24 protein-coding genes are annotated in these 25,066 nt (G+C 72.2%); 16 read left to right on the top strand and 8 right to left on the bottom strand.

Annotated elements, in window-relative coordinates:
• Positions 1 to 32: 32 nt before the first annotated feature.
• Both AB0C33_RS03685 and AB0C33_RS03680 read right to left on the bottom strand, forming a co-directional pair.
• Positions 33 to 620 (bottom strand): TIGR03086 family metal-binding protein, encoded by a 588-nt coding sequence (locus tag AB0C33_RS03685; RefSeq protein ID WP_358283276.1) that lies wholly within the window; start codon positions 618 to 620, stop codon positions 33 to 35.
• A 208-nt stretch (positions 621 to 828) separates the two neighbouring features.
• Positions 829 to 1,719 (bottom strand): SMP-30/gluconolactonase/LRE family protein, encoded by an 891-nt coding sequence (locus AB0C33_RS03680; RefSeq protein ID WP_358283274.1) that lies wholly within the window; start codon positions 1,717 to 1,719, stop codon positions 829 to 831.
• Between the two features lie 752 nt (positions 1,720 to 2,471).
• Here AB0C33_RS03680 and AB0C33_RS03675 point away from each other — a divergent pair.
• On the top strand, positions 2,472 to 2,771 hold the full coding sequence (locus AB0C33_RS03675) for a hypothetical protein (RefSeq protein ID WP_358283272.1): 300 nt from the start codon (positions 2,472 to 2,474) through the stop codon (positions 2,769 to 2,771).
• Positions 2,772 to 2,878: 107 nt separating this feature from the next.
• Here AB0C33_RS03675 and AB0C33_RS03670 read toward each other — a convergent pair whose 3' ends face one another.
• Complete coding sequence (locus AB0C33_RS03670) at positions 2,879 to 3,691, bottom strand: lysophospholipase (protein ID WP_358283270.1); 813 nt, start codon at positions 3,689 to 3,691, stop codon at positions 2,879 to 2,881.
• Between the two features lie 74 nt (positions 3,692 to 3,765).
• Between AB0C33_RS03670 and AB0C33_RS03665 the strand changes: the two genes are divergently transcribed.
• From AB0C33_RS03665 to AB0C33_RS03650, 4 genes are read left to right on the top strand one after another with little or no spacing between them, the layout of a single operon-like run.
• The gene (locus tag AB0C33_RS03665; protein WP_358283268.1) at positions 3,766 to 4,254 is read left to right on the top strand and encodes a methylated-DNA--[protein]-cysteine S-methyltransferase; all 489 of its coding nucleotides are present in this window, start codon (positions 3,766 to 3,768) and stop codon (positions 4,252 to 4,254) included.
• A complete protein-coding gene (locus AB0C33_RS03660) occupies positions 4,251 to 4,952 on the top strand; it encodes a 2OG-Fe(II) oxygenase (RefSeq protein WP_358283267.1) in 702 nt (233 codons plus the stop codon). The genes AB0C33_RS03665 and AB0C33_RS03660 overlap by 4 nt, the downstream gene beginning before the upstream one ends.
• Positions 4,949 to 5,392, top strand: coding sequence for a hypothetical protein (locus tag AB0C33_RS03655; protein ID WP_358283266.1), 444 nt, complete (start codon positions 4,949 to 4,951; stop codon positions 5,390 to 5,392). Before AB0C33_RS03660 ends, AB0C33_RS03655 begins: the two co-directional genes overlap by 4 nt.
• An 11-nt stretch (positions 5,393 to 5,403) precedes the next feature.
• Positions 5,404 to 6,030 (top strand): alpha-ketoglutarate-dependent dioxygenase AlkB, encoded by a 627-nt coding sequence (locus AB0C33_RS03650; RefSeq protein WP_358283914.1) that lies wholly within the window; start codon positions 5,404 to 5,406, stop codon positions 6,028 to 6,030.
• Here AB0C33_RS03650 and AB0C33_RS03645 read toward each other — a convergent pair.
• Both AB0C33_RS03645 and AB0C33_RS03640 read right to left on the bottom strand, forming a co-directional pair.
• A complete protein-coding gene (locus AB0C33_RS03645; protein WP_358283265.1) occupies positions 5,996 to 6,694 on the bottom strand; it encodes a helix-turn-helix domain-containing protein in 699 nt (232 codons plus the stop codon). The two genes, AB0C33_RS03650 and AB0C33_RS03645, sit on opposite strands and share 35 nt — an antisense overlap.
• 92 nt (positions 6,695 to 6,786) lie before the next feature.
• The gene (locus tag AB0C33_RS03640) at positions 6,787 to 8,001 is read right to left on the bottom strand and encodes an amidohydrolase family protein (RefSeq protein ID WP_358283264.1); all 1,215 of its coding nucleotides are present in this window, start codon (positions 7,999 to 8,001) and stop codon (positions 6,787 to 6,789) included.
• Positions 8,002 to 8,089: 88 nt separating this feature from the next.
• On the opposite strand from AB0C33_RS03640, the gene AB0C33_RS03635 reads away from it, so the two are divergent.
• On the top strand, positions 8,090 to 9,298 hold the full coding sequence (locus AB0C33_RS03635; RefSeq protein ID WP_358283262.1) for an MFS transporter: 1,209 nt from the start codon (positions 8,090 to 8,092) through the stop codon (positions 9,296 to 9,298).
• A 4-nt stretch (positions 9,299 to 9,302) separates the two neighbouring features.
• Entirely contained in the window at positions 9,303 to 9,755 is a 453-nt protein-coding gene (locus tag AB0C33_RS03630; RefSeq protein ID WP_358283260.1) for an SRPBCC domain-containing protein, read from the top strand.
• A gap of 48 nt (positions 9,756 to 9,803) precedes the next feature.
• On the opposite strand, the gene AB0C33_RS03625 is transcribed toward AB0C33_RS03630, so the two are convergent.
• Entirely contained in the window at positions 9,804 to 12,929 is a 3,126-nt protein-coding gene (locus AB0C33_RS03625) for a BTAD domain-containing putative transcriptional regulator (RefSeq protein WP_358283258.1), read from the bottom strand.
• Between the two features lie 89 nt (positions 12,930 to 13,018).
• Here AB0C33_RS03625 and AB0C33_RS03620 point away from each other — a divergent pair, with 89 nt between their 5' ends.
• The gene (locus tag AB0C33_RS03620; protein ID WP_358283256.1) at positions 13,019 to 14,497 is read left to right on the top strand and encodes an MFS transporter; all 1,479 of its coding nucleotides are present in this window, start codon (positions 13,019 to 13,021) and stop codon (positions 14,495 to 14,497) included.
• A gap of 149 nt (positions 14,498 to 14,646) precedes the next feature.
• Here AB0C33_RS03620 and AB0C33_RS03615 read toward each other — a convergent pair whose 3' ends face one another.
• Complete coding sequence (locus AB0C33_RS03615) at positions 14,647 to 15,000, bottom strand: nucleotide pyrophosphohydrolase (RefSeq protein ID WP_358283254.1); 354 nt, start codon at positions 14,998 to 15,000, stop codon at positions 14,647 to 14,649.
• A 106-nt stretch (positions 15,001 to 15,106) separates the two neighbouring features.
• Here AB0C33_RS03615 and AB0C33_RS03610 point away from each other — a divergent pair, with 106 nt between their 5' ends.
• The 3 genes from AB0C33_RS03610 (at position 15,107) to AB0C33_RS03600 (ending at position 18,295) form a co-directional block, all read left to right on the top strand.
• Positions 15,107 to 16,378, top strand: a complete 1,272-nt coding sequence (locus AB0C33_RS03610; RefSeq protein ID WP_358283252.1) for an FAD-binding oxidoreductase — start codon at positions 15,107 to 15,109, stop codon at positions 16,376 to 16,378.
• A gap of 103 nt (positions 16,379 to 16,481) precedes the next feature.
• Positions 16,482 to 17,711 carry an ATP-binding protein gene (locus tag AB0C33_RS03605; RefSeq protein ID WP_358283250.1) on the top strand — a complete coding sequence of 410 codons (1,230 nt, stop codon included), beginning with the start codon at positions 16,482 to 16,484 and terminating at the stop codon, positions 17,709 to 17,711.
• Positions 17,708 to 18,295: a hypothetical protein gene (locus AB0C33_RS03600; protein WP_358283248.1), complete on the top strand. Its 588-nt coding sequence runs from the start codon at positions 17,708 to 17,710 to the stop codon at positions 18,293 to 18,295. The genes AB0C33_RS03605 and AB0C33_RS03600 overlap by 4 nt, the downstream gene beginning before the upstream one ends.
• Before the next feature lie 184 nt (positions 18,296 to 18,479).
• Here the strand turns inward: AB0C33_RS03600 and AB0C33_RS03595 are convergent, their stop codons facing one another.
• Complete coding sequence (locus AB0C33_RS03595; protein WP_358283246.1) at positions 18,480 to 19,490, bottom strand: LacI family DNA-binding transcriptional regulator; 1,011 nt, start codon at positions 19,488 to 19,490, stop codon at positions 18,480 to 18,482.
• Between the two features lie 151 nt (positions 19,491 to 19,641).
• Between AB0C33_RS03595 and AB0C33_RS03590 the strand changes: the two genes are divergently transcribed.
• The 5 genes from AB0C33_RS03590 to efeU all read left to right on the top strand — a co-directional run bounded on the left by AB0C33_RS03590 (position 19,642) and on the right by efeU (position 25,059).
• Positions 19,642 to 20,934 (top strand): extracellular solute-binding protein, encoded by a 1,293-nt coding sequence (locus AB0C33_RS03590; protein WP_358283244.1) that lies wholly within the window; start codon positions 19,642 to 19,644, stop codon positions 20,932 to 20,934.
• The gene (locus tag AB0C33_RS03585; RefSeq protein WP_358283242.1) at positions 20,931 to 21,890 is read left to right on the top strand and encodes a sugar ABC transporter permease; all 960 of its coding nucleotides are present in this window, start codon (positions 20,931 to 20,933) and stop codon (positions 21,888 to 21,890) included. The genes AB0C33_RS03590 and AB0C33_RS03585 overlap by 4 nt, the downstream gene beginning before the upstream one ends.
• On the top strand, positions 21,887 to 22,732 hold the full coding sequence (locus AB0C33_RS03580) for a carbohydrate ABC transporter permease (RefSeq protein WP_358283240.1): 846 nt from the start codon (positions 21,887 to 21,889) through the stop codon (positions 22,730 to 22,732). The genes AB0C33_RS03585 and AB0C33_RS03580 overlap by 4 nt, the downstream gene beginning before the upstream one ends.
• Before the next feature lie 2 nt (positions 22,733 to 22,734).
• The gene (locus tag AB0C33_RS03575; protein ID WP_358283238.1) at positions 22,735 to 24,102 is read left to right on the top strand and encodes a cellulase family glycosylhydrolase; all 1,368 of its coding nucleotides are present in this window, start codon (positions 22,735 to 22,737) and stop codon (positions 24,100 to 24,102) included.
• A 123-nt stretch (positions 24,103 to 24,225) separates the two neighbouring features.
• The gene (efeU, locus tag AB0C33_RS03570; RefSeq protein WP_358283236.1) at positions 24,226 to 25,059 is read left to right on the top strand and encodes an iron uptake transporter permease EfeU; all 834 of its coding nucleotides are present in this window, start codon (positions 24,226 to 24,228) and stop codon (positions 25,057 to 25,059) included.
• Positions 25,060 to 25,066: the final 7 nt, after the last annotated feature.

Genomic DNA, 25,066 nt, shown 5'->3' with positions numbered 1-25,066 from the left:
TGCCGCCGCCGGGTGGGGGGCCGGTCATGCCGTCAGTTCGGCCGGCGGCCGAGGTAGGCGAGGAGGTGGTCCTGGGCGGTGCCCAGCGGGGGCGGCCGCAGCCTGGCGGCGAACCGGGACGGACGGTCCTCGTCGGTGACGAAGAGATGGGCCAGGTCCAGCAGCTCTTCGGCGAGGGCGTGCGGGATCGGGCGGTGTTCACCGCAGGCCCGCGCGATGTCCCAGCCGTGCACGGTGATCTCGATGGCGCCCGCCGCGGCCACCATCGGCGTCGTCATGGGCACGTCCCCCACCGCGACCATCCCGGCCTGGATCGTGCCCGTCCACGTGCCGAGCACCTCCGTCGCGCCGTCCCTGAGCAGCAGCGCCGGGTTCCCGCACACCGGCCCGCCGACCGGTACGGGCCTGCGGGCGGGGGCGATGCGGCCGAGCGCGGCCTCGTTCAGGGCCTCGAAGGAGTCCTGCATGTGGTCCAGGAGCTCCTGGAGGTTCCAGCGGGAGCACGGGGTGGGCCGGCACAGGACGTGTGGGCTCACCACGCGCAGGCTGCCCAAGGTGTAGTGGATGGCCCTCTCCAGCAACGCCACCCCTGCCGTCAACGCCCGCGCCCGTTCGTCCATGTCGCCTCCTCGACCCATATAGACCTTGAGGGAAGCGGAAAATCATCGGCCCTGGGGACGGGGTGCCGTTCGCGCCCGGCGAGCGGAGCGGATGGGCATGCCTTCCGGCCACGGGTGGCCGCTTCGCGCGACTCGCCGTCCGTCCGGGCGGAGGAGCCCGTCCGGCGGTCCCGCGGGCCCTTCGCCGATCCACGGTCCGGACGGCCCTCTAGCGGTCGCCGGCTCCGGCGAAGGTGACCCGGATGGCGTACAGGTCGCCGGCCGAACTGGTGACGAACAGGTCGTTGCGCTTGGCGCCGCCGAAGGTCAGGTTCGAGACCGACTCAGGCAGCAGGAGCTTGCAGAGCAGGGCGCCGTCGGGGTGGTAGCAGTGCAGGCCGTCCAGGGCGGCGGCCCAGACGCGGCCGTAGCAGTCGAGCCTGATCCCGTCGAACCAGTCCTGGGCGAAGACCTTGCCGCCCGACAGCGTGCCGTCGTCGCCGACGTCGAAGATTCGAATGTGGCGCTCGCGGGTGTCCACGATGTACAGCCGGCTCTGGTCAAGCGAGAAGGCCAGCCCGTTGGGGCGGACGAAGTCGTCGGCGACGACGGTCAGCTCACCGCTTTCCGGATCGAGCCGGTACACGTGGTCCGCGCCGATCTCGCTCTCGGCCGGGCTGCCTTCGTAGTAGCCGGTGATGCCGTAGCGCGGGTCGGTGAACCAGATGGTGCCGTCGTGTCGGACGACGACGTCGTTGGGGCTGTTGAGCCCCTTGCCCCGATAGCTCGCGGCGAGCACGGTGATCGACCCGTCGTGCTCGGTCCTGGTCACCCGGCGCGCCCCTTGCTCGCAGGTGACCAGCCTGCCTTCGCGATCGACCGTGTTGCCGTTGGCGTTGCCCGCCGGGCTTCTGAACACGCCGACGGCGCCGGTCGTCTCGTCCCAGCGCAGTAGCCGGTCATTGGGGATGTCGCTCCACACCAGGTAGCGCCCGGCCGGGAAGTAGGCCGGCCCCTCGGCCTTACGGCTGCCCCGATGCAGCACCTCCACATACTCGTCACCACCGTCGAACCCGAACCGCTCGTCCACGACCTCGAACCGCGCCTTGAACCTGTCCATCACCGAACCACCTTTGGACATAACCGACTTTCACTGGACACCATATTGGAGATCACCCCTGCTACAGAAAGCGGTTCAGCAAGTGCTTCATTTGAGGAAATCCGTCACGTTCAGCGGGCGCACACGCGGCGGCACGCCGACACGGTCCGGAGGACGCCGAGAGGAGCGCGCGTGCGGGCTTTCGCTGCACCAGACTCGACCGGCGCGAGCGGGTGCCGCCGGTCGGGCCTGGTGCTCTTGGATCGCTACCGCGCGGGGAGCTCGGGGTGCGGGCGATGTGGGGGCTTATGTCCCGCTGGAACCTTTCGGGCGGGTGGGGGGTAGGTGAGGGCATGAGGAAGATGGCGGTGATTTCGGTGGCGGTGCTGCTGGCAGGGGTTGGATGTGCCGGAGGTGGCGGTCCTGGGCAGGGGGTGGGCGCGAGTGGTGGTACCGGGGCCTCGTTCGGAGGTGCGGGGAGCGAAGCGGATTCCTCGGTGAGCGTGGCTGCGGGGATCACACCGAGCGAGGCTGGGAGCCCAAGCCCGACCGCCGATGCCGCCCCGGCGCCCGACCCCAGCGCAGGCGCCCCCTCCGAGCCGACCTCCGCCCCCGACCTGAGCACCGCCGCCACACTGAGCACCGGCGGCCGCCCGAGCCCTGGAGCTGGGGTGGGGTCTGGTGACAGGGGGAGGGCGAGCGCGGAGGGTGAGCGGGTGGGGTGCCGGGGGGCGTCGGTGGTCGGCGGGGGTGGGTTTCCGGAGGTGCGGGGGGTGTCGGCGGACGCCGAGGTGTGGGGGTTGTTGTTCGTGTCCAAGCTGCCGCTTCGCCGGAAGGAGACCACCAAGATCGTGTGGCGGATGACCGGGGACGGGCCGCTGACGGTCAGGGCGTCCCTTCCTGACGGCGCCGCCGCCCGCCTCGCCTGGGGGCCCGAGGAGCACGGCGGGTCGTCCTGGCACCGGCCGGGGGACGAATGGGGCACCGGCCTCGTCTTCCCCAAGCCCGGCTGCTGGAAGATCGAACTCAGCCGCACCCACGGCAAGGGCCACCTCTGGCTACCGGTCGCCTGACACCACCCGGCGACCCACCGCGCAACTACGCCCGACTACCGGCCGGTCAGCGTCCAGCAAGCCCGGTGGCCCAGCAGCCAGGGGCCCACCAGACGCTGTAGCCCTCGTTACCGGTTGCTCAGAGCTCGGTCCACGAAGGTTTGGAGGTCGGTGAGGACCTCGTCCTTGTTGGTTTCGTTGAAGACCTCGTGGCGGGCGCCGGCGTAGATGCGTTCGGTCAGGTCGGTGCCCCTGACCGCCTCCACCCCGACCCGGCTGCCGGCCAGCGGTACGAGCTGGTCGTCGTCGCCGTGCACCCACAACGTGGGCAGGGCGCCGAACGTGCCGCCCTTGGCGATGGCGTCCAGCATCGCGGCGAACGCCTCCACCGTGGCCCGCTTGAACGGCCCGTGCCAGACCAGCGGGTCGTCCGCGTACGCCGCCCCCACCGACGGGTCGCGGGAGAGCGTGGCCGGGTCGATGGGGATGTCGGGCAGCTCGTCGAGCGCCATCAGCGCGGGGATGACCGCCCACTCGCCGATCACCGGGCCCGACAGCACCAGCGCGGTCAGGCCCTCGGCGTGGCGCTGGGCGTACCGGGCGGCGATCATGCCGCCCATGGAGTGGCCGATCAGCACGACCGGGACGCCGGGGTGGTCGGCCCTGGCGCGCTCCTCGACGGCGTGCACGTCGGTCACGACGTCCTCGAAGTCCTCGACGAGCACGCGTTCGCCCGCCGACCTGCCGTGGCCCATGTGGTCGAGTCCGTAGACGGCGGCGCCGTGCCGGACGAGACGGTCGGCGACGTACTCGTAACGGCCGATGTGTTCGCCGTATCCGTGGACCAGGAGGGCGAGGTAGCGCGGCCGGTCGTGCGGCCATTCGCGGACGACGTTCAGCCCCCGCGTGCCGGTGAAGGTGTGCTCTCTCGACTCGGCCATGAACTTCCTCTCCCATCCAGCCACGACGTCCGAAAACCGCTGACTTCCGCGGGCGCGCCGGTGTTGTAGAGAGTATGGACATCCACACCATCATCGACAGTCCGCTGGGCGAGATTCTCCTCGTCGGCGACGGCGTGGGACGGCTGACCCGCGTGTCGTTCGACGTGGGCGCGCCGCCCGGACGCCGGGAGCCGGCCGCCTTCGGGGAGGCCGAACGGCAGCTCGGCGAGTACTTCGCGGGCGGGCGTACCTCGTTCGACCTGCCCCTGGCCGCCCGCGGGACGGCGTTCCAGCAGCGGGTGTGGGCGGAAGTGGCGGCGCTGCCGTACGGGACGACGACCAGCTACGGCGAGCTGACCGCCCGCGCCGGCGTGGCGCGGGACCGGGTCCGCGCGGTCGGCGCGGCGATCGGCGCGAACCCGCTGCTCGTCGTGGTCCCCTGCCACCGGGTGGTCGCCGCGGACGGCGCGCTGACCGGCTACGCGGGCGGCCTGGAACGCAAGTGCGACCTGCTCACCCTCGAAGGCGTCCTGCAGCCGCAGCTCTGGAGCGTGTCGTCATGACGCCGCAGGTCGACGGGGCCGACTGGCAGCGGCTGGCCGGGGAGCTCGACGCCCACGGCTGCGCGCTGACGCCGCGGCTGCTCTCGCCCGGGGAGTGCGCGGAGATCTCCGGCCTGTACGACGAGGCCGGCCGGTTCCGCTCGACGGTCGACATGGCCCGCCACCGGTTCGGCTCCGGCCAGTACCGGTACTTCCGCCGGCCGTTCCCGCCGCTGGTCGAGGAGTTGCGGGCGGCGTTCTATCCGCGTCTGCTGCCGATCGCCCGCGACTGGGCGGCCCGGCTGGGGCAGCCCGCGCCCTGGCCGGACGACTTCGCCGAGTGGCTGGACATGTGCCACGCGGCGGGACAGACCAAGCCGACCCCCATCCTGCTGCGCTACCGGGAGAACGACTGGAACGCGCTCCACCGCGACCTGTACGGCGACCTCGTGTTCCCGCTGCAGGTCGTGATCGGGCTCGACCGGCCCGGCGAGGACTACACCGGGGGCGAGTTCCTGCTGGTGGAGCAGCGGCCGAGGGCCCAGTCGCGGGGCACGGTGACCGCGCTGCCGCAGGGTCACGGGCTGATCTTCACCACCCGCGACCGGCCGGTGCGCTCCTCGCGCGGCTGGTCGGCCTCGCCGGTGCGGCACGGGGTCAGCACCGTGCGTTCGGGGCTGCGGCACACCCTCGGCCTGGTCCTGCACGACGCGGCATGACCAGCGTGCGAACGGCCGAGCTGGACGCGCTGCTCACCCTCGTCCGGGCCCAGCGCCCACGGGCGCGGGCCGTCGTCGTCGGCCACGGCCGGGACGGCGCCCGCCTGGCCGAGGCGTTCGCCGACGCCTGGGACGGGACGGTGCTCGCGGTGGTCGCCTGGCCGGAGACGGCGGCGTCGTGGTTGCGCCAGGCCAGGCGGTTCACGGCGGGCGAACCGGACGCCTGGGTGGTCGCGGGCGCGCCGGCGGGATGGGCCGGGATGAGCGAGCGCCTGCGCCGCAGCACCGACTGGGATCCGCGCCGGACGTACGGTTCGGCGGCCACGGCCCGCGCGGTCGCCCTGGCCGCTCCTGGGACACTGGAAGGCATGCGCGGAGCCGACACCGACGGCACGACCTGGCGAATAGGACGAAACCTGATATATCGGGAACCATCGTGATCCCCCTACCGATGCGGGAGATCGCCCCGGGCGCGGTGCACGTCCCCGGCTGGCTGTCCCTCGCCGAGCAGCAGGACCTGGTGCGCGCCTGCCGCGCGTGGGCGACCGGCCCGGTGCCGATCCGGCACACCGTGCTGCCCGGCGGCGGCGTGATGTCGGTGCGGACGGTGTGCGTCGGCTGGCACTGGCAGCCGTACCGATACACGCGGCTGGCCCACGACGTGAACGGGCGGCGGGTCGCCGCGTTCCCCACGTGGCTCGGCGACCTCGGCCGCCGCGCGCTGGCCGACGCCTACGGCCGCCCGGACGACGGCTACGACCCCGACACCGCGCTGGTCAACTTCTACGACGGCCAGGCCAGGATGGGCATGCACCAGGACAAGGACGAGCGCTCCGACGCCCCGGTGGTGTCCCTGAGCGTCGGCGACACGTGCCTGTTCCGCTTCGGCAACACCGAGACGCGCGGCAAGCCGTACACGGACGTCGAGCTGGCCTCGGGTGATCTGTTCGTGTTCGGCGGCGCGTCCCGCTTCGCCTATCACGGCGTGCCGAAGGTCTACCCGGGCACCGGCGACCCGGCCACGGGCCTGGCCGCCGGGCGCCTCAACGTGACGATGCGGGTGACGGGTCTTCGATGAAGTAGTCGAACTGGTCGTCGGTGAGGGTGCGGCGCAGGATGCGCAGGACCTTGCCCGGGTCGTCGTGCGGGCCCGGGGTGTAGAAGGGCTTGCCGTCGCGGCCGAAGGTGATGGCCGAGCCGCCCTCCCACTTGCCCAGCAGGTCGCTGACGGGCGAGAAGTCCTCGTGGGGCTCGAAGCCGAGGGTGCGCGCGTAGTCGATCGAGCCGAAGACCAGGTGCTGGGCCAGCTCGATCGGCACCTCCTGGTAGCCCGCGTACTCGCCGAAGAAGTATTCGCGGAACCTGCGCAGGTCGCGCTCGTCGAGCACGTCGGGGCCGATGGTGTTCTTGATGCCGAGGCAGTAGACGTCGGCGAGGTAGCCGCAGACCGTCATCCGGTCCCAGGTGTGGCGCCGGGCGACCAGCACGCACACCATGCCGCCGGCGCCCGACTCCGGGGCCTCGTCGATCCAGCCCTTGGACGGGTCGACGCCCAGCCCGGCGCTCCAGCCGACGTTCATCCAGCAGCCGACCACCTCGGGCTCGGCCGACGTCACGTTCTCGGCGGCGATGGCGCGCACGAGGGGCGCGACGACCGACGGCGACACCTTGAGCGCCCGCGCGATCTCCTTGGGAGACCTGCCCTGGGCGCGCAGCTCGCGTACCTGATCCTTCAACTCCACACGCGGCAGCCTAGCGCCCGGCGTCCCGTCAGGCGGACAGGCCGCGGGCGAGCCACGCCAGGAACCGGAGCGGCCGGGCCTCCCCCTCCGGCTCAGCCGACGGACGAGGTCACGGTGTCCACGTGCTTCTGGCTGACCGAACGCCCCGACACCAGCACGAGGTCGAGCGCGCGCAGGTCGGCCAGGCGGTCGAGCGGGTTGCCGCGGACCGCGATGACGTCGGCGCGCTTCCCGGCCTCCAGGCTGCCGGTCTCGGCCCCGACCCCGCACGCCTCGGCGGCGCGTACGGTGGCCAGCTCGACGATCTCGGCGTTGCCGAACCCCGCCTCGGCGAAGACCTCCAGCCCCGACACGTAGTCGTCGGTGCGCTTGTCGAGCCCGGCGATGGCGAACCCGGTGTCGGTCCCGGCGACGAGCCTGATCCCGGCCTCGCGCATGGCGGCGAGGTTGCCCAGCCAACGGTCCATCGGCTCGGCGCCGACGAGCGCGCGCAGGTTCCAGAACTGGCCGTGCACGGTCGGGCACACGTACGTGCCGCTTGCGGCGATGCGGTCGGCCAGCCGCGCGTCGTAGGCCGGGCCCGCCGGGGTGTGGAACGTGCAGTGCTCGATCGTGGTGACCCCGGCCTCCAGCGCGTTGCCGATCGACTCGGGGGCGTGGGCGTGGGCCGCGACGGTCCTGCCGCGCGTCGCGGCCTCCTCCACGGCGGCCCTGATCAGCGCGGCCGGGTACTGGGCCCGCCAGCTCGGCACCGAGCCGGGTGACATCTCGCCGCCCGAGGCCATCACCTTGAGGCAGTCGGCGCCGGCCCGCAGGTTCTCCCTGGCCACCCGGCGGACGGACGGCTCGTCGTCGGCCTCGCCGCCCATGTACCAGCAGTGGCCGCCGGTGACCGTGATCGGCCGGGTCGCGGCGATCAGGTGGGGGCCGACGGCGAGGCCGTCCTCGATCGCGTCGCGCAGGGTGAGGTCGAGGAAGCCGCGTCCGCCGAGGTCGCGGGCCGTGGTGACGCCCGCGGAGACGAGCTTGCGGGCGTTCTCGGCCATGCGCAGCAGCAGCTGGCCGTCGCTCACGGCGCTGCGCCCGGTCACCGGGTCGACCGTGCCGTCGAACCCGAGGTGCACGTGCGCGTCGACGAGGCCGGGCAGCAAGGTGTGGCCGGGCAGGTCGAGCGTCTCCGCGGCCTGGCCCGCGCTGCCGCGGGGGCCCACCGAGACGATGCGCGAGCCGTCGATCAGCACCTCGCCGTCCGTGATGACCTCTCCGGGACGCCCGGTGAGCACCGTGCCGGCACGGATGATCCGCATGCCTCCACAGTGCCACAGGCGGCCCCGCCGGAAACAGGACCACCCCAATCGATAAGAAGGTTTACTTATTACGGCATGATGGCCGTCCATGTGGACGCGCGACTTCGTGCTCTTCTTCACCGCCCGCACGGTGTCGATGCTGGGCTCGGCGATGATGCCGGTGGCCACCGCGCTCGGCATGCACGACGCCGGTTACGGCGCCACCGGCGTCGGCCTGGCGCTGGCCGCCTGGATGGTGCCGATGGCCGGGCTCATCCTGTTCGGCGGCGTGCTCATGGACCGGTTCACGCCCCGCCGCATGATGGTCGGCGCCGACCTGGCCAGGGCGGCGACGCAGGCGGGCACGGCGGCCCTGTTCGGGCTGGGCCGGCCGGAGTTGTGGCAGGTCGTGGCCCTGTCGGCGGTCGCCGGGGCGGCGGCCGCCATGTACACGCCGGGCGTCGCGGGCACCATCTCGCGGATCGCGGCCGACGTGCAGCGGGCCAACGCCACCCTGCGCATGTCCGAGGCGATCATGCAGTTGCTCGGGCCGGGGCTGGCGGGGGCGCTGGTCGGGCTGGCCGGGGTGGGCGTGGTGTTCGCCGCCGACTCGGCCGGGTTCGCGATCAGCGCGGCGTGCCTGCTGCTCATGCGGGTGCGGGTGGCGGGCTCCGGCGAGGAGCCGGTGCTGGTGCGGCTGCGGGAGGGCTGGCGGGAGTTCCGGTCGCGCACGTGGATGTGGAGCGTCATCCTGATCTGGGTGGTCTTCGGGATCGCCCTGTTCGGGCCGCTGATCCCGCTGGGCTCGGTGCTGGTGACCGACGCGTACGGGCAGACGGCGTACGGGCTGGTCATGTCGGCGAGCGGGGCCGGGACGATCGTGGGCGGCCTGGTGGCGCTGCGGATCAGGCCGGCCAGGCCGCTGGTCGCGGGCGGGATCGGCATGTTCCTGTTCGCGCTGGAGCCGCTGAGCTTCGCGGCCGGCGTGCCGCTCGGCGTGATCATGGCCTGCCACGTGGTGGGCGGGGCGGGGTGGGCGTTCTGGTCGGTGATGTGGGCGACGAGCGTGCAGACGCTGGTGCCGGCCGAGGCGCTGAACCGGGTCAGCGCGTACGAGATCGGCGGCTCGACCATGTCGCTCCCGATCGGCCAGGCGCTGGCCGGGCCGGTGGCCGCCCTGGTGGGCTCCCGCGAGGTGCTGGGCTTCTCCGCGCTGGTCACGGTCGCCGGCTGCCTGGCGCTGCTGTCCCTGCGGCCGGTGCGGCAGATCACCGTAAGGCCACGGGAAGAGGACCGTAAGGCCGCTCCCGCATCGTAGAGGCATGACAACGACGCAGACCGCGCAGTACGAGATCGTCCGCACCTTCGACGCCCCCCGCGAGGACGTCTACGCCGCCTGGACCCAGCCCGAGCGCTTCTCCCGCTGGTTCGGCCCCCGCATGCTGGCCACGCCGGTCGGCCGGATCACCCTCGACGCCCGTCCCGGCGGCCGGTGGCGCGCGACGCTCGTCGGCGAGGAGGGGTTCGAGGCGACGCTGGAGGGCTCCTACCGCGAGGTGCGGGAGCCCGCCCGGCTGGTGTTCACCACCGGCGACCCCGACAACCCCGGCGACGGCCCGGCCTCGGTCGTGACGCTCGACCTGCTCGACCGGGACGGCGGCACCGAGATGCGCTTCCACCAGTTCGGCGTCAACACCGACCAGGAGCACGCCGAGCAGGCCAGGGCCGGCTGGGACGAGTTCTTCGACCGCCTGGCCGAGCATGTCGCCCGCTGACCCCCGCCACGCCGCCCTCCGACACGCCGCCCCCCGACACGCCGACCCTCAGAACAGGCCGAGGGCGTCGTCCAGCTTGTACGTGCCGCCCCGCTCGTACGCCGCGGCGAAGGCGTGCTCACCGAGGGCGTCCCGGACCCGGGCCGTGACCCGCTCCTCCTCCTCGCGTTCGGCGGCGTTGGCCGGGGTCCGGATCTGCTCGCGGACCGCGGCGGCCAGCCCCAGCAGCACCGCCGCCCGCTCGGTCGGCCCGGCCGCCGACGCCGCGCCCGCGACGCACGCCGCCGCCGTGCGCGGGTCGCCGACCCTGACCGCCGCGGCCAGCGCCTCCCGGTGCAGCTCCAGGGCCGCGGCCGGGTCGCCGCGCAGCTCGGTGACGTGGCCCAGCTCGACCAGCAGGTCCGGCAGGTGCAGCGGCGGCTCGACGGCGGGGTCGCGCGGCAGGCCCGCCAGCAGGTGGTGCAGGTGCGACTCGGCCAGGTCGAGCAGCCCGGCGCGGCGCGCGGCGAAGGCCAGGCCCATCTCGGCCATGGTCTCGCCCATCTTGTAGCCCTGGCCGAGCGCCAGCTTCAGCGCCCGTCCGCACAGCTCCATGGCCTGGTCGTAGGCGCCGTCGTGCAGGGCCGTCCAGCCCAGCCAGGCGATGCGCCCGGCCACCTCGGGCCACAGGCCGAGCTCCTCGGCCATGCGCAGCCCCTCGGCGAACAGCCGGCGCGCCCGCTCGTGGTCGCCGGCCATCTCGGCCGCGCCCGCCAGCCATTCGGTGGCCTGCAACATGCCCCAGCGGTCGCCCAGCTCGCCGAACAGCCGCGCGCTCTCCCCCGCGTCCCGCTCCAGCGCCTCGGTGTCGCGCATGGTGAACGCGTCGCGCGCCCGTCTGGCCAGCGCGACGGCGACGCCCCACGTGTCGCCGAGGGCGCGGCAGGAGGCCAGCGCCCGTCCGGTCAGCTCCTGGCCGGTGACCATGTCGGGCACGCTCATACCCGCGAACAGCTCGGCCCTGGCCCGCTCGCCCGGGTCGGCGACCCGCTCCAGCAGCGGCTCCCACGCGACCTGCTCGCCCAGCAGGAGCGCGAACCCGGCGTGCCAGGCCGCCGCCCGGCGCCTGGCCGGGCCGTCCGGCCCCGCGACGGCCAGCGCCGCGCCCAGCGAGCGCCTGCCCTCGGCCAGCCGGCCGCGCAGGAACCAGTACCAGGCCAGCGCGTTGACCAGGCGCGCGGCGGTGTCGGCGGCGCCCTCGGCGATCGCGGTGTCCAGCGCGGCCCGCATGTTGGCCGACTCGGCGTCCAGGCGCAGCAGGCGGTCCCGCTGCTCGCCGCCGTACAGGCCGGGTTCGGCCGCCACGGCCAGCTCCAGGTAGTGGCGCAGGTGGGCGCGGCGCACGTCGGCCAGCTCGCCGGCGTCGGCCAGGCGGCCCACGCAGTACTCCGACACCGACTCCAGCAGCCGGTACCTGACCCCCGTCGTGCTCTCGGCGACCACCACGAGCGAGCGGTCGACCAGCCGGGCCAGCAGGTCGAGCACGTCGAGCCCCGGCTCGGCGCACACCGCCTCGGCCGACTCCAGGGTGCAGCCGTCGGCGTGCACGGCCAGGCGGCGCAGCACCACCCGTTCCTCGTCCGACAGCAGGTCCCAGCTCCAGTCGATCACGGCGGTGAGCGTCTGCTGCCGGGCGGGCGCGCCCCTTCGCCCGGACGCCAGCAGCCTGAACCGGTCGTCCAGCCGGTCCACCACCCCCTGGACGCCCAGCGCCCGCACCCGCGTCGCGGCCAGCTCCAGGGCCAGCGGGATGCCGTCGAGCCGCCGGCAGAGCTGGGCCACCGCCTGCGCGTTGCCCGCCTCCAGGGCGAACCCGCGGGCCGAGGCGGCGGCCCTGGCGACGAACAGCCGGACGGCGTCCGAACGGGCCATCTCCGTCAGGTCGGTGCCCGCCGGCAGGTCGAGCGGCGGGACGCTCCACAGGACCTCGCCGTCCACGCCGAGCGGCTCCCTGCTGGTGGCCAGGACGGTCAGGCCTGGCGCCGCGGCCAGCAGCGCGTCGACCACCTCGGCGACCTGCTCGACCACGTGCTCGCAGTTGTCCAGCACGAGCAGCAGGCGCCTCGGCCGCAACGCCGCGGCCAGCCGCTCGGGCACGTCGCCGCCCGACGGGTCCTCCCGGATGTCCAGAGCGGCCATGATCGCCTCGGCGGGCGAGTGGGTGGCGCCGTCGAGCGCGACCAGCCAGGCGCCGTCGGCGAAGCCGTCCAGCAGCCGGTGCGCTACCTCCAGCGCCAGCCTCGTCTTGCCGACGCCGCCGGTGCCGGTGAGCGTCACCAGCCGCTCTGCGGTGACCAGCGAGCAGACCTCGGTCAGCGCCTCGTCCCTGCCGACGAGCTTGCTGACGGACGCGGGCAGGTTCGTGGTGGGCCGCTCGGCGGGCAGGCTCAGCGCCGGGTCCTGGGCCAGGATCGCCTGGTGCAGCGCGACCAGCTCGGGGCCTGGGTCGAGGCCCAGCTCGTCGGCCAGGCGCTCGCGCAGCTCGGCGAAGCTCGCCAGGGCGTCGCTCTGCCGTCCGGCCCGGTACAGGGCGCGCATGTGCACGGCGCGCAGCCGCTCCCGCAGCGGATGCCGGGCCAGCAGGTCGCCCAGCTCGCCCACGAGCAGCCCGTGCTCGCCCAGTTCGAGCCGGGCCTCGGCGCGCTGCTCCAGCGCCGTGAGCCGCTGCTCCTCCAGCCGGACGATCGCCGACCTGGTGTACTCCTCGTCGGCGAAGTCGGCGTACGCCGCCCCCCGCCACAGCGCCAGGGCGTCGGCCAGCAGCCCCGCCCTGGTCCGCGGGCTGTCGGCGGCCTCGGCGCGGGCCAGCAGGCCCGCGAAGCGGTCCGCGTCGAGCGCGCCGGGATCGGTGCGCAGCAGGTAGCCGGGCGCCCGCGAGACCACCAGGTTCTTGCCGCCCGGCTCGGCGTCCTCCAGCGCCTTGCGCAACTGGGAGACCCGCACCTGGAGCGCGCCCGCCGGGTTGCCCGGCGGCTCCTCGCCCCACAGGTCCTCCACCAGCCGGTCGGCCGAGACCGGATGGCCCTCGTGGACGAGCAGGTCGGCGAGCAGCGCCCGGACCTTGAGCCCGGGGATCGTCACGGGCTCCCCCGCGTCGGTCCACACGGCCAGCGAGCCCAGCACCCCAAAACGCATGTCCGTCACCTTATGCGCCGCCGTAAGTCCACGAGAAGCGCACCGGAAGCGCCCTCCGGCACGGTGAGAGCGACGAAAGGGGAAACGACATGAAGACCGGCACCCTCGCTGGACGGCGTGAATGGACGGGCCTCGCGGTCCTCGCCTCGGTGGCCCTGCTGCTCTCCATCGACCTGAGCGTGCTCTACCTGGCGCTGCCGCACCTGAGCGCCGGACTCGGCGCCTCCGCGCCGCAGCAGCTGTGGATCCTGGACATCTACTCGTTCATGCTGGCCGGGTTCCTGGTGACGATGGGGACGCTGGGCGACCGGATCGGGCGGCGCAGGCTGCTGCTGATCGGCTCGGTGGCCTTCGCCGCGGCCTCGGTGGCCGCCGCGTACTCGGTGAACGCGGAGATGCTCATCGTGTCCCGGGCGCTGCTCGGCGTCTCGGGGGCGACGCTGCTGCCGTCGTCGCTGGCGCTGATCCGCACGATGTTCACCGACGGCCGGCAGATGGGCACCGCGATCGGCCTCTGGTACGGCTGCTTCATGCTCGGCATGGCGGTCGGCCCGCTGGTGGGCGGGCTGCTGCTGGAGCACTTCTGGTGGGGGTCGGCGTTCCTGATGGGCGTGCCGTTCATGGCGGCCGTGCTGGTCGCCGGACGGCTGCTGCTGCCCGAGTACCGCAACCCGCACGCCGGCCGCCTCGACCCGGCCAGCGTGGCCCTGTCCCTGGCGACCATCCTGCCGGTCGTCTACGGGCTCAAGGAGGTCGCGCGCGGCGGCTGGCAGCCCCTCCCCCTGATCGCGGTCGCCGCCGGGACGGCCTTCGGCGTGGTGTTCGTCAGGCGGCAGCGCGACCTCGCCAACCCGCTGCTGGACCTGCGGCTGTTCGGCAACCGCGCGTTCGCGGCGACGCTGGGGATCATGTCGCTCGGCGGGATCGTCATGGCCGGGACCACGCTCATGACCACCCAGTACCTGCAGACCGTGGAGTCGTTGTCGCCGCTGGGCGCCGGGTTGTGGCTGGTGCCGCAGAACGTGGCGATGATCGTGGCCCTGTCGGTCGCGCCGCGGCTCGCCGCCCGGATCGGCACCGCGTACGTGATGGCCGCCGGGCTCGCGCTGGGCGCCGTCGGGCTGTTCCTGCACACCCAGGTCCCCAGCGTGGGCGGGACCGGGCTGGTCGTCACCGGGCTGGTGCTGGCCTCGGCGGGCATCGCGCTGCCGATGGGCGCGGGCAACAGCGTGATCATGACGGCCGCGCCCGCCGAGAAGGCCGGGTCGGCGGCGTCGCTGACCGAGACGAGCGGCGAGTTCGGGGTGGCGGTCGGGGTGGCCGCGCTCGGCAGCCTCGGCACGGCCGTCTACCGCGGGCGGCTTCCCGAGCACCTGCCGGTGGAGGCGGTGCGGGAGAGCATCAGCGCGGCGGTGACCGCCGCCAAGGACCTGCCCGGCCTGCTGGAGGTGGCGCGGGCGGCGTTCACGGCGGGGCTGAACACGGTGGGGGCCGTGAGCGCGGTGGTCTTCGCGGGGCTGGCCGTCTTCGCCCTCCTCGCCCTCCGCCACCACCGCCCGACGCCCTGACCCCCCTCCAGCCCGCTCGCCCCCTTCGTCCCCTGACCGCCGGCCCGGCCGGCGGTCCTTCGCCGTCCCCAGGGTTCTCGGGGCAAGCCGTTCGTACGCCCGGTCAGCCGGACGGCGGTGCCTTCCGGGCCGACCATTCGTACGTCCGGTCAGGTGGACGGCGGCGCCTTTCTGGCCGAGCCGCGGTAGCCGGCCGCGTCGTAGCGGCGTTCGTTGTCGGCCAGCTTGGCGGTCGCCGCCGCCATCAGATCGACGCCCAGGACGTCGGCCAGCCGGACCAGGTACAGGGTCACGTCGCCGAGCTCGGCGCGGATGCGGGCGAGCGTGTCGGGGTCGGGGCTCGCGGACTCCTCGGCGGTCAGCCACTGGAACTCCGCGACCAGCTCGCCCGCCTCCCCCGCCAGCGCCATCGCCAGGTTCTTCGGCGTGTGGAACCTCTCCCAGTCGCGGGCCCGCGCGAACTCCCGCAGCCGTACGGCCAGCCCTTCCAGCTCCTCGCTCACGCCACCCGACCCTACTGGCCCGCCGGCCGATTCATCACGACCGGTGATGACAGTCCGGGCGAACCCCGTCTGGTTCCCCGGCCGCTTCCGCGATCGACTGGCTTCCGTGTTCTCCCACTTCAACGGCCCTGTCCTCGTCCCCGGCGACCCCGGGTACGACGACGAGACGGCCCGCTTCAACACCGTCGGCGGCCCCGTCCGCCCCGCCGTGGTCGTCGGCGCCCGGGACGCGGACGACGTCCGGAAGGCGATCGACCACGCCCGGTCGGCGGGGCTGCGGGTGGCGGTCCAGGCGACCGGCCACGGCCTGTCGGCCCCGGTGGACGGGACCCTGCTGATCAACACCCGCCGGATGACCGGCCTGTCCGTCGACCCCGCCACCCGCATGGCCCGCGTCGGGGCCGGGGTGCGCTGGGGCCAGGTCATCGACGCCGCCGCCGGACACGGCCTCGCCCCGCCGAACGGCTCCTCCCCCCTGGTCGGCGCGGTCGGCTACACGCTGGGCGGCGGCCTGCCCGTGCTCGGCCGCACGTTCGGCTGGGCCGCCGATCGGGTCAGGTCCCTGGAACTGGTCACGGCCGACGGAACCCTGCGCACGGTGAGCCCGTACGAGAACCAGGACCTCTTCTGGGCCCTGCGCGGCGGCCGTCCGGGCGTCGGCGTGGTGACCGCGATGGAGCTGGAGCTGGCCGCCGTCCCGCGCTTCCACGGTGGCATGCTGAGCTTCCCGGCCGAACGGGCGTCCGAGCTGCTGGCCGCCTGGCTGCGCTGGAGCCGCGACCTGCCGGACACGATGAACACCTCCATCGCCCTCCTCCGCCTCCCGAACGCCCACCTCACCGCCGTCCGCCTCGCCCACGCCAACTCCTCCCCTTCACCCGCCCCCACCCCCTCGGACCTCACGCCCCAGGAGCTGATCGCCCCTCTCCGCGCCCTGAACCCGGCCGAGGACACCGTCAGGGACCGCCCCTACACCGAGATCGCCGCCGTCCACGAGGACCCCACGGAACCCGCCGCCTACCGTGAGCTCTCCCTGATGCTGCACACCCTCGACGCCGATCTGTTCGACCGCGCCGACCCGGACTTCGCGATGGTCGAGATCCGCCGCCTCGGCGGCGCGTTGGCCGCCGCCCCGGACGTCCCGAACGCGATCGACCACCGCACGGCCGCCTACAGCCTGACCACGATCGCCTTCGCGGGCACGAACCCGAAACCGCCCCTGGACCCCGCCGACCCGTCCAGCACGGGCCTCCGCTTCCGCAACTTCCTGGCCGGCCCGCAGGCCCCGGCCCTGACCGCCGAGGCGTACACCCCGTCCACCTGGACCAGACTCACCTCCCTCAAAACCACCCACGACCCCCACAACCTGTTCCTCTGACGGGCACCGCCAGGCCCGTGATACCCGTTTCACCGCGCCTGGCGAACAAAAGGCGCGCCAGACGGCTCCAAATGGGTATGGTGATCCCGACAAGGGAGACACCGTGCTTCTCAACTTCAGGTTGGCCAACGTCCTGTCGTTCCGTGACGATCAGCGTCTCTCACTGATCGCGACGGAGCTGAACGACGGCACCGCCCGCCCCATCCCGGTCCGGGGGGGAGGGCGGCCCCTGTCCGTGCTCCCGGTCCTGGGGATCTACGGAGCCAACGCCTCGGGAAAGAGCAACACGCTCGCCGGCCTGCGGCTGATGCGGCAGGCCGTGCTGCACTCGGTGGCGTGGATCAGCGAGGAGAAGCCGACTCGCCGGATCCCCTTCGCGCTCGACCCGGGCTGCGCGGACGAAGCCTCCTTCGTCGAGATCGACGTCGAACTGGCGGGTGTCCGCTACACCTACGGATTCGAGCTGGACGACGAACGCGTCCACGCCGAATGGCTGCACGCCTATCCCAAGGGCCGGCGTCAGGTCTGGTTCGACCGCGACGGCGACGACATCCGCTTCGCCGGGGAAGGGCTGCGCGGCGAGAAGCAGGATCTGGCGCGGAAGACCCGCCCGGACTCCCTCTTCCTCACGGTGGCCGCCGAGTGGAACAACGAGCAACTGCTGCCCGTGTTCGAGTGGTTCCGCGACAATCTGTGGCTGATCAGCCCCGAACACGACCTGCCCCAGCGCCAGGAGTTCACCAAGGCCAGGGCCCTTGCGGACGAACGGTTCAGGGATCAGGTCGGCCGCCTCCTGACCCGGGCCGACCTCGGCATCGTCGGTTTCGACCAGGACGCCCTGGCGCGCGGCGACGTCCGGCTGCTCCACCGCGCCGGCGATCACACGGCCTCTCTGGACTTCGCGCACGAGTCCATGGGCACACGCGCCTGGTTCGCGATGCTGGGGCCCCTGCTGGAGGCTTTCCAGCACGGCACCACGGTGCTCGTGGACGAACTGGACGCCAGCCTGCACCCCGCGCTCGCGGCCGAGGTGATCAGGATGTTCGAGAACCCCGAGGTCAACGCCCGAGGGGCGCAGATGGTGTTCACGACGCACGACGCGTCGCTGCTGCGTCCGCTCGCGGGCGGGGAGCGGATCCTGGACCGTGACGTGGTCTGGATGGCGGAGAAGGACCCCAGGGGCTCGACGGAGCTGTATCCGCTGTCGAGCCTGCGTCCACCGCCCCGTCCGCACGAGAACCTCGAACGCGGCTGGCTGCTCGGCCGCTTCGGCGGCGTGCCACGGGTCGTCCCCGGCGAGCTGGCACGCGAGGCGGGAGAGGCCCTCACATGAGCCCCGACAAGGTCAGAAAGAAGCGCCAACGCGGCTCCAGCCTGACGGCCCAGCCGCCGCCTCGCGCCGCCAATCGCATCTTCTACGCCGTCGCCGAGGGCGCGGTGACCGAGTACGACTACCTCACGATGCTGCAGAACGCGTTCTCCCGGCAGTGCTCGTTCCGCATCGACATGCCGAAATACCGGTCCGACGACATGAAACCGTGGAAAGTCGCCCAGCGCGCCCTGACCGTGGGGGCCCTGTCCCATCCGTCCTTCGATTTCTGGCTCTACCTGCACTACGGCCTCTACGACCAACCGCAGGACGGCCGTAACCACCAGGTCCACCAGCTGTTGTCGCAGCGGCCTGGCTTCGCGGGCTTCGGGGCGAGGGACAAGAGGATCACCAAAGCCCGCGCCGACCACCTCATGCCTCGTCTCAAGACCGCGTTCGACAACGCGCGGAGCTTGGACAGGCGCTGCGCCTCCGGCAGGTGCTCCCATCCGCGAGGCTCCGAACCGCGTTGCGGCCTCCTCGCCCAGGACCCGTCCAGCGGCATGTGGCGCCTTCTGGAAAGCCTCGGCATCCCGCCATTCCTCTGAGGCGGCCGGAGGAACTGGCTCGGCGACCGAGCAACGAACTGCCGCATATGCGATCAGGGCCGTCGAGCGGGCGATGTGAAGAGGTCTCGCAGGTCAAGGACGAGGCGCCAAGGCGCGGGGGTGCGCCGGAGGCGCCGGAGGAAGGGCGCCTGAGGCCGGAGGGCGAAGACCTTTGGAGCGCACCTCACTCCACGGCGGCCGTGCTTTCCCGGACTATCAGTTCCGTAGCCAGTTCCACCCGTTTCGTGTCCGGCACCTCGCCCTTCCCCATCCCCAGCACCGTACGGGTGGCCAGCGCCGCCATCTCCTGCAACGGCTGGCGCACGGTCGTCAGCGGCGGCCAGGCCGACTTCGACAGCGGCAGGTCGTCGAACCCCACGACGCTCAGGTCCTCCGGAACGCGCAGCCCCCGCTGCCGGGCGGCTTCGAACACGCCGAACGCCATCAGGTCGCACCCGGCGAAGATGGCCGTGGGCGGCTCGTCCAGTGACAGGAGTTCGTGGCCCTGGTCGTGGCCGGAGTCGACGAGGAAGGTGCCGCGCCGGACGAGTTCGGGGGCGAGCGGCACGCCGGCCGTCTCCAGTGCGGCCCGGTAGCCGTCGACGCGGGCCTGGCTGCACAGCATGTCGGCCGGCCCGCTGATCATGCCGATCCGGCGGTGGCCGAGTTCGAGCAGGTGGCGGGTGGCGGCCAGGCCGCCGTTCCAGTTGGTGGCGCCGACCGAGACGATGCCGGGGGCCGGCTCGCCCTCGGGGTCGACCACCACGAACGGCAGCGACCGCGCGCTGAGCTGGGCCTGCACGCCGGTGGACAGGCGCGAGGCGACGATCACCACGCCGTCGGTGCGGCGGGCGGCCAGCCGTTCGAGCCAGTCGCGGCCGGGGCCGGCGTGGGTGTGCAGCACCGAGATGACGACGCTGGCCCCGGCCTCGTGGGCCGCGCTCTCCGCGCCGCGCACGATCTCCATGGCCCACGGCGACTCGATCTCGGCGAACACCAGGTCGACCAGGCCGGCGGGGGTGTCGTCCTGGCTGACGCGCCGCTGGTAGCCGTGTTCCTGGAGCAGCCGTTCGACCTTGTGCCGGGTCGCCGGCGCCACCTCGGGCCGGCCGTTGATGACTTTGGAGACCGTGGGGATGGAGACCCCGGCCTCTTCTGCGATCAGCGCGATCGTCACGCGCCTCTTAGCTGACACGTTCGGGAGTGTATCCGAAAGTTTCGGGCTGGGATCGCTCCCAAGACAGCTATTGACGCCCTCCGCAGCACATACCTATGCTCCGATCAACGAAATTATCGGGGGCTATACGAAACTTTCATACCGCTGTGCCCGATGAAGGGACCCCTGGATGAAACGCGGTCTGATCCTCATGGCCACCGCCGTGCTCGTCGCCGGATGCGGCAGCGGCGGGAGTGGCGAGAGCGGCGGGCAGCCCGGCGGCTCGCAGCCCGGCCAGAAGCCCGCCAAGGTGACGCTGGAATGGTGGCACCTGTCCACCGCCGAACCGCTGAAGTCCCTGTGGGCGCAGCGGGCCAAGGACTTCGAGGCCGCGCACCCCGACGTCACCATCAAGGCGACGGTGCTGGAGAACGACGCCTACAAGGCCAAGCTGACCACGATCACCCAGTCGGGCAAGGCCCCCGACGTCTTCGTCACGTGGGGCGGCGGCGTGCTCAAGCAGCAGATCGACGCCGGCCTGGTCAAGGACGTCTCCGCCGACGTCGCCCCCGTGCTGGGCACGTTCACCCCCGCGGCGCTGAGCGCGTACCAGTTCGACGGCAAGACGTACGGGCTGCCTACGGACATCGGGCTGGTCGGCTTCTGGTACAACAAGAAGCTCTTCGCCAAGGCCGGCATCTCGGCCCCGCCCGCCACCTGGGCGGAGTTCCTCGACGACGTCAAGAAGCTGAAGGCGTCCGGCACCACCCCGATCGCGCTGGCCGGCAAGGAGAAGTGGCCGGGCCACTACTACTGGGCCTATCTGGCGATGCGCATCGCCGGCCTGCCCGCGCTCACGCAGGCGGGCGTGGACCACGACTTCACCAAGCCCGACTTCGTGGCCGCCGGACAGCAGGTCAAGGCGCTGGCCGAGCTCCAGCCGTTCCAGAAGGGCTTCCTCGGCGCCGGGTACGGCACCCCCGACGGGCAGGCGGCCACGGTCTCCAACGGCAAGGCCGCCATGGAGCTGATGGGCCAGTGGGCGCCCGCCGTGCAGAAGGACTCCGGCAAGGGCCTCGGCGACGACCTGGGCTTCTTCCCCTTCCCCGCGGTCGAGGGCGGCAAGGGCTCGATCGGCGACGCCTTCGGCGGCGGCAACGGCCTGTCGGTGGGCGCGGACGCGCCCCCGCAGGCCGTGGAGTTCGTCAAGTTCATGACGCGGATGGACCAGCACACCAAGGCCGTGGCGGCGGGCGGCGTGCTGCCGGTGCTCAAGGGCGAGGAGAGCGCGGTCAAGGACGCCAACCTCAAGCAGGTCGCGACCCTGCTGGCCGGGGCCTCCGGCTACCAGCTCTACCTGGACCAGGCCTACCCGCCGGCCGTCGGCCAGCAGGTGAACGACAGCGTGGCCGAGCTGATCGCCGGGACCAAGACGCCGGAGCAGATCGGCCAGGACATCAGCGAAGTGGCCAAGAGCGAATGACGACGCTGACCCGAGGACCGGCGGCGGTCGCGCCGCCGGCCCCCGCCCCGCCGGGCCGGCGGCGCGGGCGCGCGGTGACGATCGCGCTGTTCCTGCTGCCCGCGCTGGTGCTCTTCCTGCTGCTGGTGGTGGCGCCGATCCTGGTGGCGGTCTACGCCAGCGCGTTCAAGTGGAACGGGTTCGGCGGGCTGCCCACCGAGTTCGTCGGGCCGGCCAACTTCACCAGGCTGCTGTCGTCCGGCATCTTCGCCACCGACCTGTGGCATCTGGCGGTCCTGGTGCTGCTGTCGGTGCTGGTCCAGCTGCCGTTCTCGCTGGCCGTGGCTATGCTGCTGAACCAGCGCATCCGGGGGCGGGCGGTCTACCGGCTGGTGTTCTTCGCCCCGTACGTGCTGTCCGAGGTGATCACCGGCGTGCTGTTCTCGCTGATCCTCGCGCCGGACGGCGGCATGGCGAACCAGCTGCTGTCGGTGTTCGGGCTGGAGTCGGAGTTCCTGGCCGATCCGGACACCGTGATGCCCGCGCTCTTCCTGGTCATGACGTGGAAGTACTTCGGCTTCCACATGATGATCTACCTGGCCGGACGGCAGGGCATCCCGAACGAGCTGATCGAGGCCGCGCAGATCGACGGCGCGACGCCCTGGAAGACGTTCCGGCACATCACGCTGCCGCTGCTCGGGCCGACGATCAGGATCAGCGTGTTCCTGTCGGTCATCTACACCATCCAGCTGTTCGACCTGGTCTGGATCCTCACCGGCGGCGGCCCGTCGCACTCCTCGGAGACGATGGCCGTCACCATGATGGAGTTCGGCTTCAAGCGCTCCCAGGTGGGTTACGCCAACGCGATCAGCGTCGTGATGTTCGCGCTCAGCCTCGTCTTCGCCCTCGTCTACCAGCGGGTGGTGATGCGCCGGGACCTGGAGGGCGCGACGACGTCCATGGGAGGCCGTCGATGAACCACGGAAGGCCGCCCGCGCGGCGGCGCCGTCCCACCCTGCCCCTGCACGCGATCGCCTGGATCGTCGGCGCGTTCATCCTGGCGCCGATCGTGTACGCGCTGCTCGGCGGGTTCAAGAGCAACAGCCAGCTCTCCGGCAACCCCTTCGGCCTGCCCGATCCGTGGGTCACCGCGAACTACACCGACGTGCTCGGCTCGGGGTCGTTCTGGCGGCAGGTGTGGAACAGCACGTTCATCGCGGTCGCGACGACCGTGGTGATGGTCGCGCTGGCGGCGCTGGCCGCGTTCGTCTTCGCCAGGTTCGCCTTCCGCGGCAGGGAGGCGCTGTTCACGCTGTTCACCGCGGGGCTGATGTTCCCGTTCGCGGTGGCCATCCTGCCGATCTTCGTGCTGCTGCGCGCGTTCGGGCTGCTGGACGACCCGCTCGGCGTCATCCTGACGCAGGCCGCCTTCGGCCTGCCGCTGACGATCATCATCCTGCGGGGGTTCTTCCGGAGCATCCCGGGCGAGATCGAGGAGGCCGCGATCATCGACGGCTGCTCGCCGTTCGGGTTCTTCTGGCGGATCCTGCTGCCGATGGCCCGCCCGGCCATGGCGACGGTCTCCGTGCTGGCCGTCGTGGGCAGCTGGAACAACTTCATGCTGCCCCTGGTGGTCTTCAGCGACGAGTCGAGCTGGACGCTGCCGCTCGGCATCCAGCAGTTCCAGGGCCAGTACGCCACCGACACCGCCCGCGTCCTCGCCTATCTGATCCTGGCCATGGTGCCGGCGCTCGGGTTCTACGCCATCGCTGAACGTCACCTGGTCGGTGGGCTCACCGCGGGTGCGACGAAAGGGTGAACATGCTCCACGTCTCAGGAAGCCGGCTCCTCACCCCCGAAGGCACGCCCGTCCGGCTCAGGGGGGTGGGCCTCGGGGGCTGGATGAACATGGAGAACTTCATCACCGGCTATCCCGCCAACGAGACCTCGATGCGCGCGGCGGTGACCGGCGTGCTGGGCGAGGAGCGGGCCGAGCTCTTCTTCGACCGGCTGCTCACCTCGTTCTTCACCGGGAGCGACGCCGGGCTGCTGGCCGGGCTCGGCATGAACTGCGTGCGCATCCCGGTCAACTACCACCACTGGGAGTCCGACGACCGGCCCATGGAGATCGACCCGAGGGGCTTCCGGCACCTCGACCGGGTGATCGGCCTGCTGGGCGAGCGCGGCCTCTACAGCGTGATCGACCTGCACGCCCTGCCCGGCTCCCAGAACCAGCACTGGCACAGCGACAACCCGACGCACGTGGCGGCGTTCTGGCAGCACCGGCACTTCCAGGACCGGGCCGTGCACCTGTGGGAGGCGCTGGCCGACCACTACCGCGGGCATCCGTGGGTGGCCGGGTACAACGTGGTGAACGAGCCGGGCGACGTCTCGGGCAAGGTGGTCGGCCCGTTCTACGACCGGCTGGTCAAGGCCGTACGGGCCGCCGACCCGGACCACGTCCTGTTCCTGGACGGCAACACCTACGCCACCGACTTCTCGATGTTCCGGGAGATGTACGAGAACACGGTGTTCGTCATGCACGACTACGCCCTGGCCGGGTTCGCCCACGGCGGCCCGTACCCGGGGCTCACCAGGGGCGAGTGGTGCGACCGCGGCCAGTTGGAGGAGACCTTCGCCCGGCGGTCCCGGTTCCAGCGCGAGACCGGCACGCCGTTGTGGGTGGGCGAGTTCGGCCCGGTCTACACCGGCGACCCGGACCGGGACGCGCAGCGCTACCAGGTCCTGCGCGACCAGCTCGACATCTACGACGCCCACGACGCGGGCTGGTCGCTCTGGACGTACAAGGACGTGGGCCTCCAGGGCCTGGTGCACGCGTCGGGGGCGTACCTGGACAGGTTCGGCGCGTTCATCGGCAAGAAGCGGCGGCTCGGCGCGGACCGGTGGGGCTCGACCATGGAGGAGTGCGCCGACGTGCTCGCCCCGCTGCACCGGCTGGTCGAGACCGAGTTCCCGGACTGGACGCCCTACCCGTGGGGCGCCCGCTACCAGACCGACGACCTGATCAGGCACATCCTCATCGCCCAGGCCCTGCTGCCCGAGTACGCCGGGCTGTTCAGGGGGCTCGGCGACGACGAGCTGCTGGCCTTGGCCGACTCGTTCACGCTGGAGCAGTGCGTACGGCGCGAGCCGCTGCTCGACCTGCTGGCCGCCAATCTCACCGGCTGACAAACCGCCCATACAGTCGGGTGCGTCACACCACCGGGCAAACTATCGCCATCACTGCTTGCGCTAGGTATGCTTCGGCTGCCCTAATTTAGGTAAGCCTTTCCTCAGCCAGCAGGAGTGACGGTGTTCGCCAGCTACCTCATCGGACTGCGCGAGGGACTGGAGGCGACGCTCGTCGTCTCCGTCCTCATCGCCTTCCTCGTCAAGAGCGACAGGAAGGACAAGCTTCCCCAGGTCTGGACGGGTGTCGCCGCGGCGGTCGCGCTGTCCGTCGGCTTCGGCGCGCTGCTGACCTTCACCGCCGCCAACCTCGGGCACATGGGGCAGGAGCTGTTCGACGCGATCACCTCGCTGCTGGCCGTCGCGTTCGTCACCTGGATGATCTTCTGGATGCGGCGCACCGCCCGCGCGCTCTCCGGCGAGCTGCGGGGCAAGCTCTCCGACGCGCTGCAGATGGGCTCGCTCGCGGTGGTCGTGATGGCCTTCCTGGCCGTGGCCCGCGAGGGGCTTGAGACGGCGTTGCTGTTCTTCGCCGCCGTCCAGGGCGCGACCGCCACCATGGACCCCCTGCTCGGCATCGCGCTCGGCCTGCTCACGTCGGTGGTCATCGGCTGGGGTCTGTACAGGAGCGCGCTGAAGATCAACCTCACCAAGTTCTTCACCTGGACGGGCCTGCTGCTCATCCTGGTCGCCGCCGGCATCTTCAAGTACGGCGTGCACGACCTCCAGGAAGCCAACATCCTGCCCGGCCTGAGCTCCTACGCCTTCGACATCAGCGCCGTCCTGCCCGCCGATTCCTGGTACGGCGCGCTGCTTTCCGGCATGCTCAACATCACGCCGCAGCCGAGCATCGCCGAGGCCGTGGCCTGGATCGTCTACCTCGCGCCCACTCTCTTCCTCTTCCTGCTGCCACAGCGGGTGAAGACCACTCCCGCCTCCACCGCACCCGCGGCCTGAACAGGAG

Source organism: Nonomuraea sp. NPDC048881 (assembly GCF_040649795.1).
Lineage (GTDB): Bacteria > Actinomycetota > Actinomycetes > Streptosporangiales > Streptosporangiaceae > Nonomuraea.
Note: the sequence above shows the minus strand (reverse complement) of the source record. Positions and strands in the feature narration are given on the sequence as shown.

Coding starts and splice junctions, on each gene's coding strand:
- AB0C33_RS03685 (WP_358283276.1), bottom strand. CDS start 620: ATGGACGAACGGGCGCGGGCGTTGACGGCAGGGGTGGCGTTGCTGGAG.
- AB0C33_RS03680 (WP_358283274.1), bottom strand. CDS start 1,719: ATGGACAGGTTCAAGGCGCGGTTCGAGGTCGTGGACGAGCGGTTCGGG.
- AB0C33_RS03670 (WP_358283270.1), bottom strand. CDS start 3,691: ATGGCCGAGTCGAGAGAGCACACCTTCACCGGCACGCGGGGGCTGAAC.
- AB0C33_RS03665 (WP_358283268.1), top strand. CDS start 3,766: ATGGACATCCACACCATCATCGACAGTCCGCTGGGCGAGATTCTCCTC.
- AB0C33_RS03660 (WP_358283267.1), top strand. CDS start 4,251: ATGACGCCGCAGGTCGACGGGGCCGACTGGCAGCGGCTGGCCGGGGAG.
- AB0C33_RS03655 (WP_358283266.1), top strand. CDS start 4,949: ATGACCAGCGTGCGAACGGCCGAGCTGGACGCGCTGCTCACCCTCGTC.
- AB0C33_RS03650 (WP_358283914.1), top strand. CDS start 5,404: ATGCGGGAGATCGCCCCGGGCGCGGTGCACGTCCCCGGCTGGCTGTCC.
- AB0C33_RS03640 (WP_358283264.1), bottom strand. CDS start 8,001: ATGCGGATCATCCGTGCCGGCACGGTGCTCACCGGGCGTCCCGGAGAG.
- AB0C33_RS03635 (WP_358283262.1), top strand. CDS start 8,090: ATGTGGACGCGCGACTTCGTGCTCTTCTTCACCGCCCGCACGGTGTCG.
- AB0C33_RS03630 (WP_358283260.1), top strand. CDS start 9,303: ATGACAACGACGCAGACCGCGCAGTACGAGATCGTCCGCACCTTCGAC.
- AB0C33_RS03625 (WP_358283258.1), bottom strand. CDS start 12,929: ATGCGTTTTGGGGTGCTGGGCTCGCTGGCCGTGTGGACCGACGCGGGG.
- AB0C33_RS03620 (WP_358283256.1), top strand. CDS start 13,019: ATGAAGACCGGCACCCTCGCTGGACGGCGTGAATGGACGGGCCTCGCG.
- AB0C33_RS03600 (WP_358283248.1), top strand. CDS start 17,708: ATGAGCCCCGACAAGGTCAGAAAGAAGCGCCAACGCGGCTCCAGCCTG.
- AB0C33_RS03590 (WP_358283244.1), top strand. CDS start 19,642: ATGAAACGCGGTCTGATCCTCATGGCCACCGCCGTGCTCGTCGCCGGA.
- AB0C33_RS03585 (WP_358283242.1), top strand. CDS start 20,931: ATGACGACGCTGACCCGAGGACCGGCGGCGGTCGCGCCGCCGGCCCCC.
- AB0C33_RS03580 (WP_358283240.1), top strand. CDS start 21,887: ATGAACCACGGAAGGCCGCCCGCGCGGCGGCGCCGTCCCACCCTGCCC.
- AB0C33_RS03575 (WP_358283238.1), top strand. CDS start 22,735: ATGCTCCACGTCTCAGGAAGCCGGCTCCTCACCCCCGAAGGCACGCCC.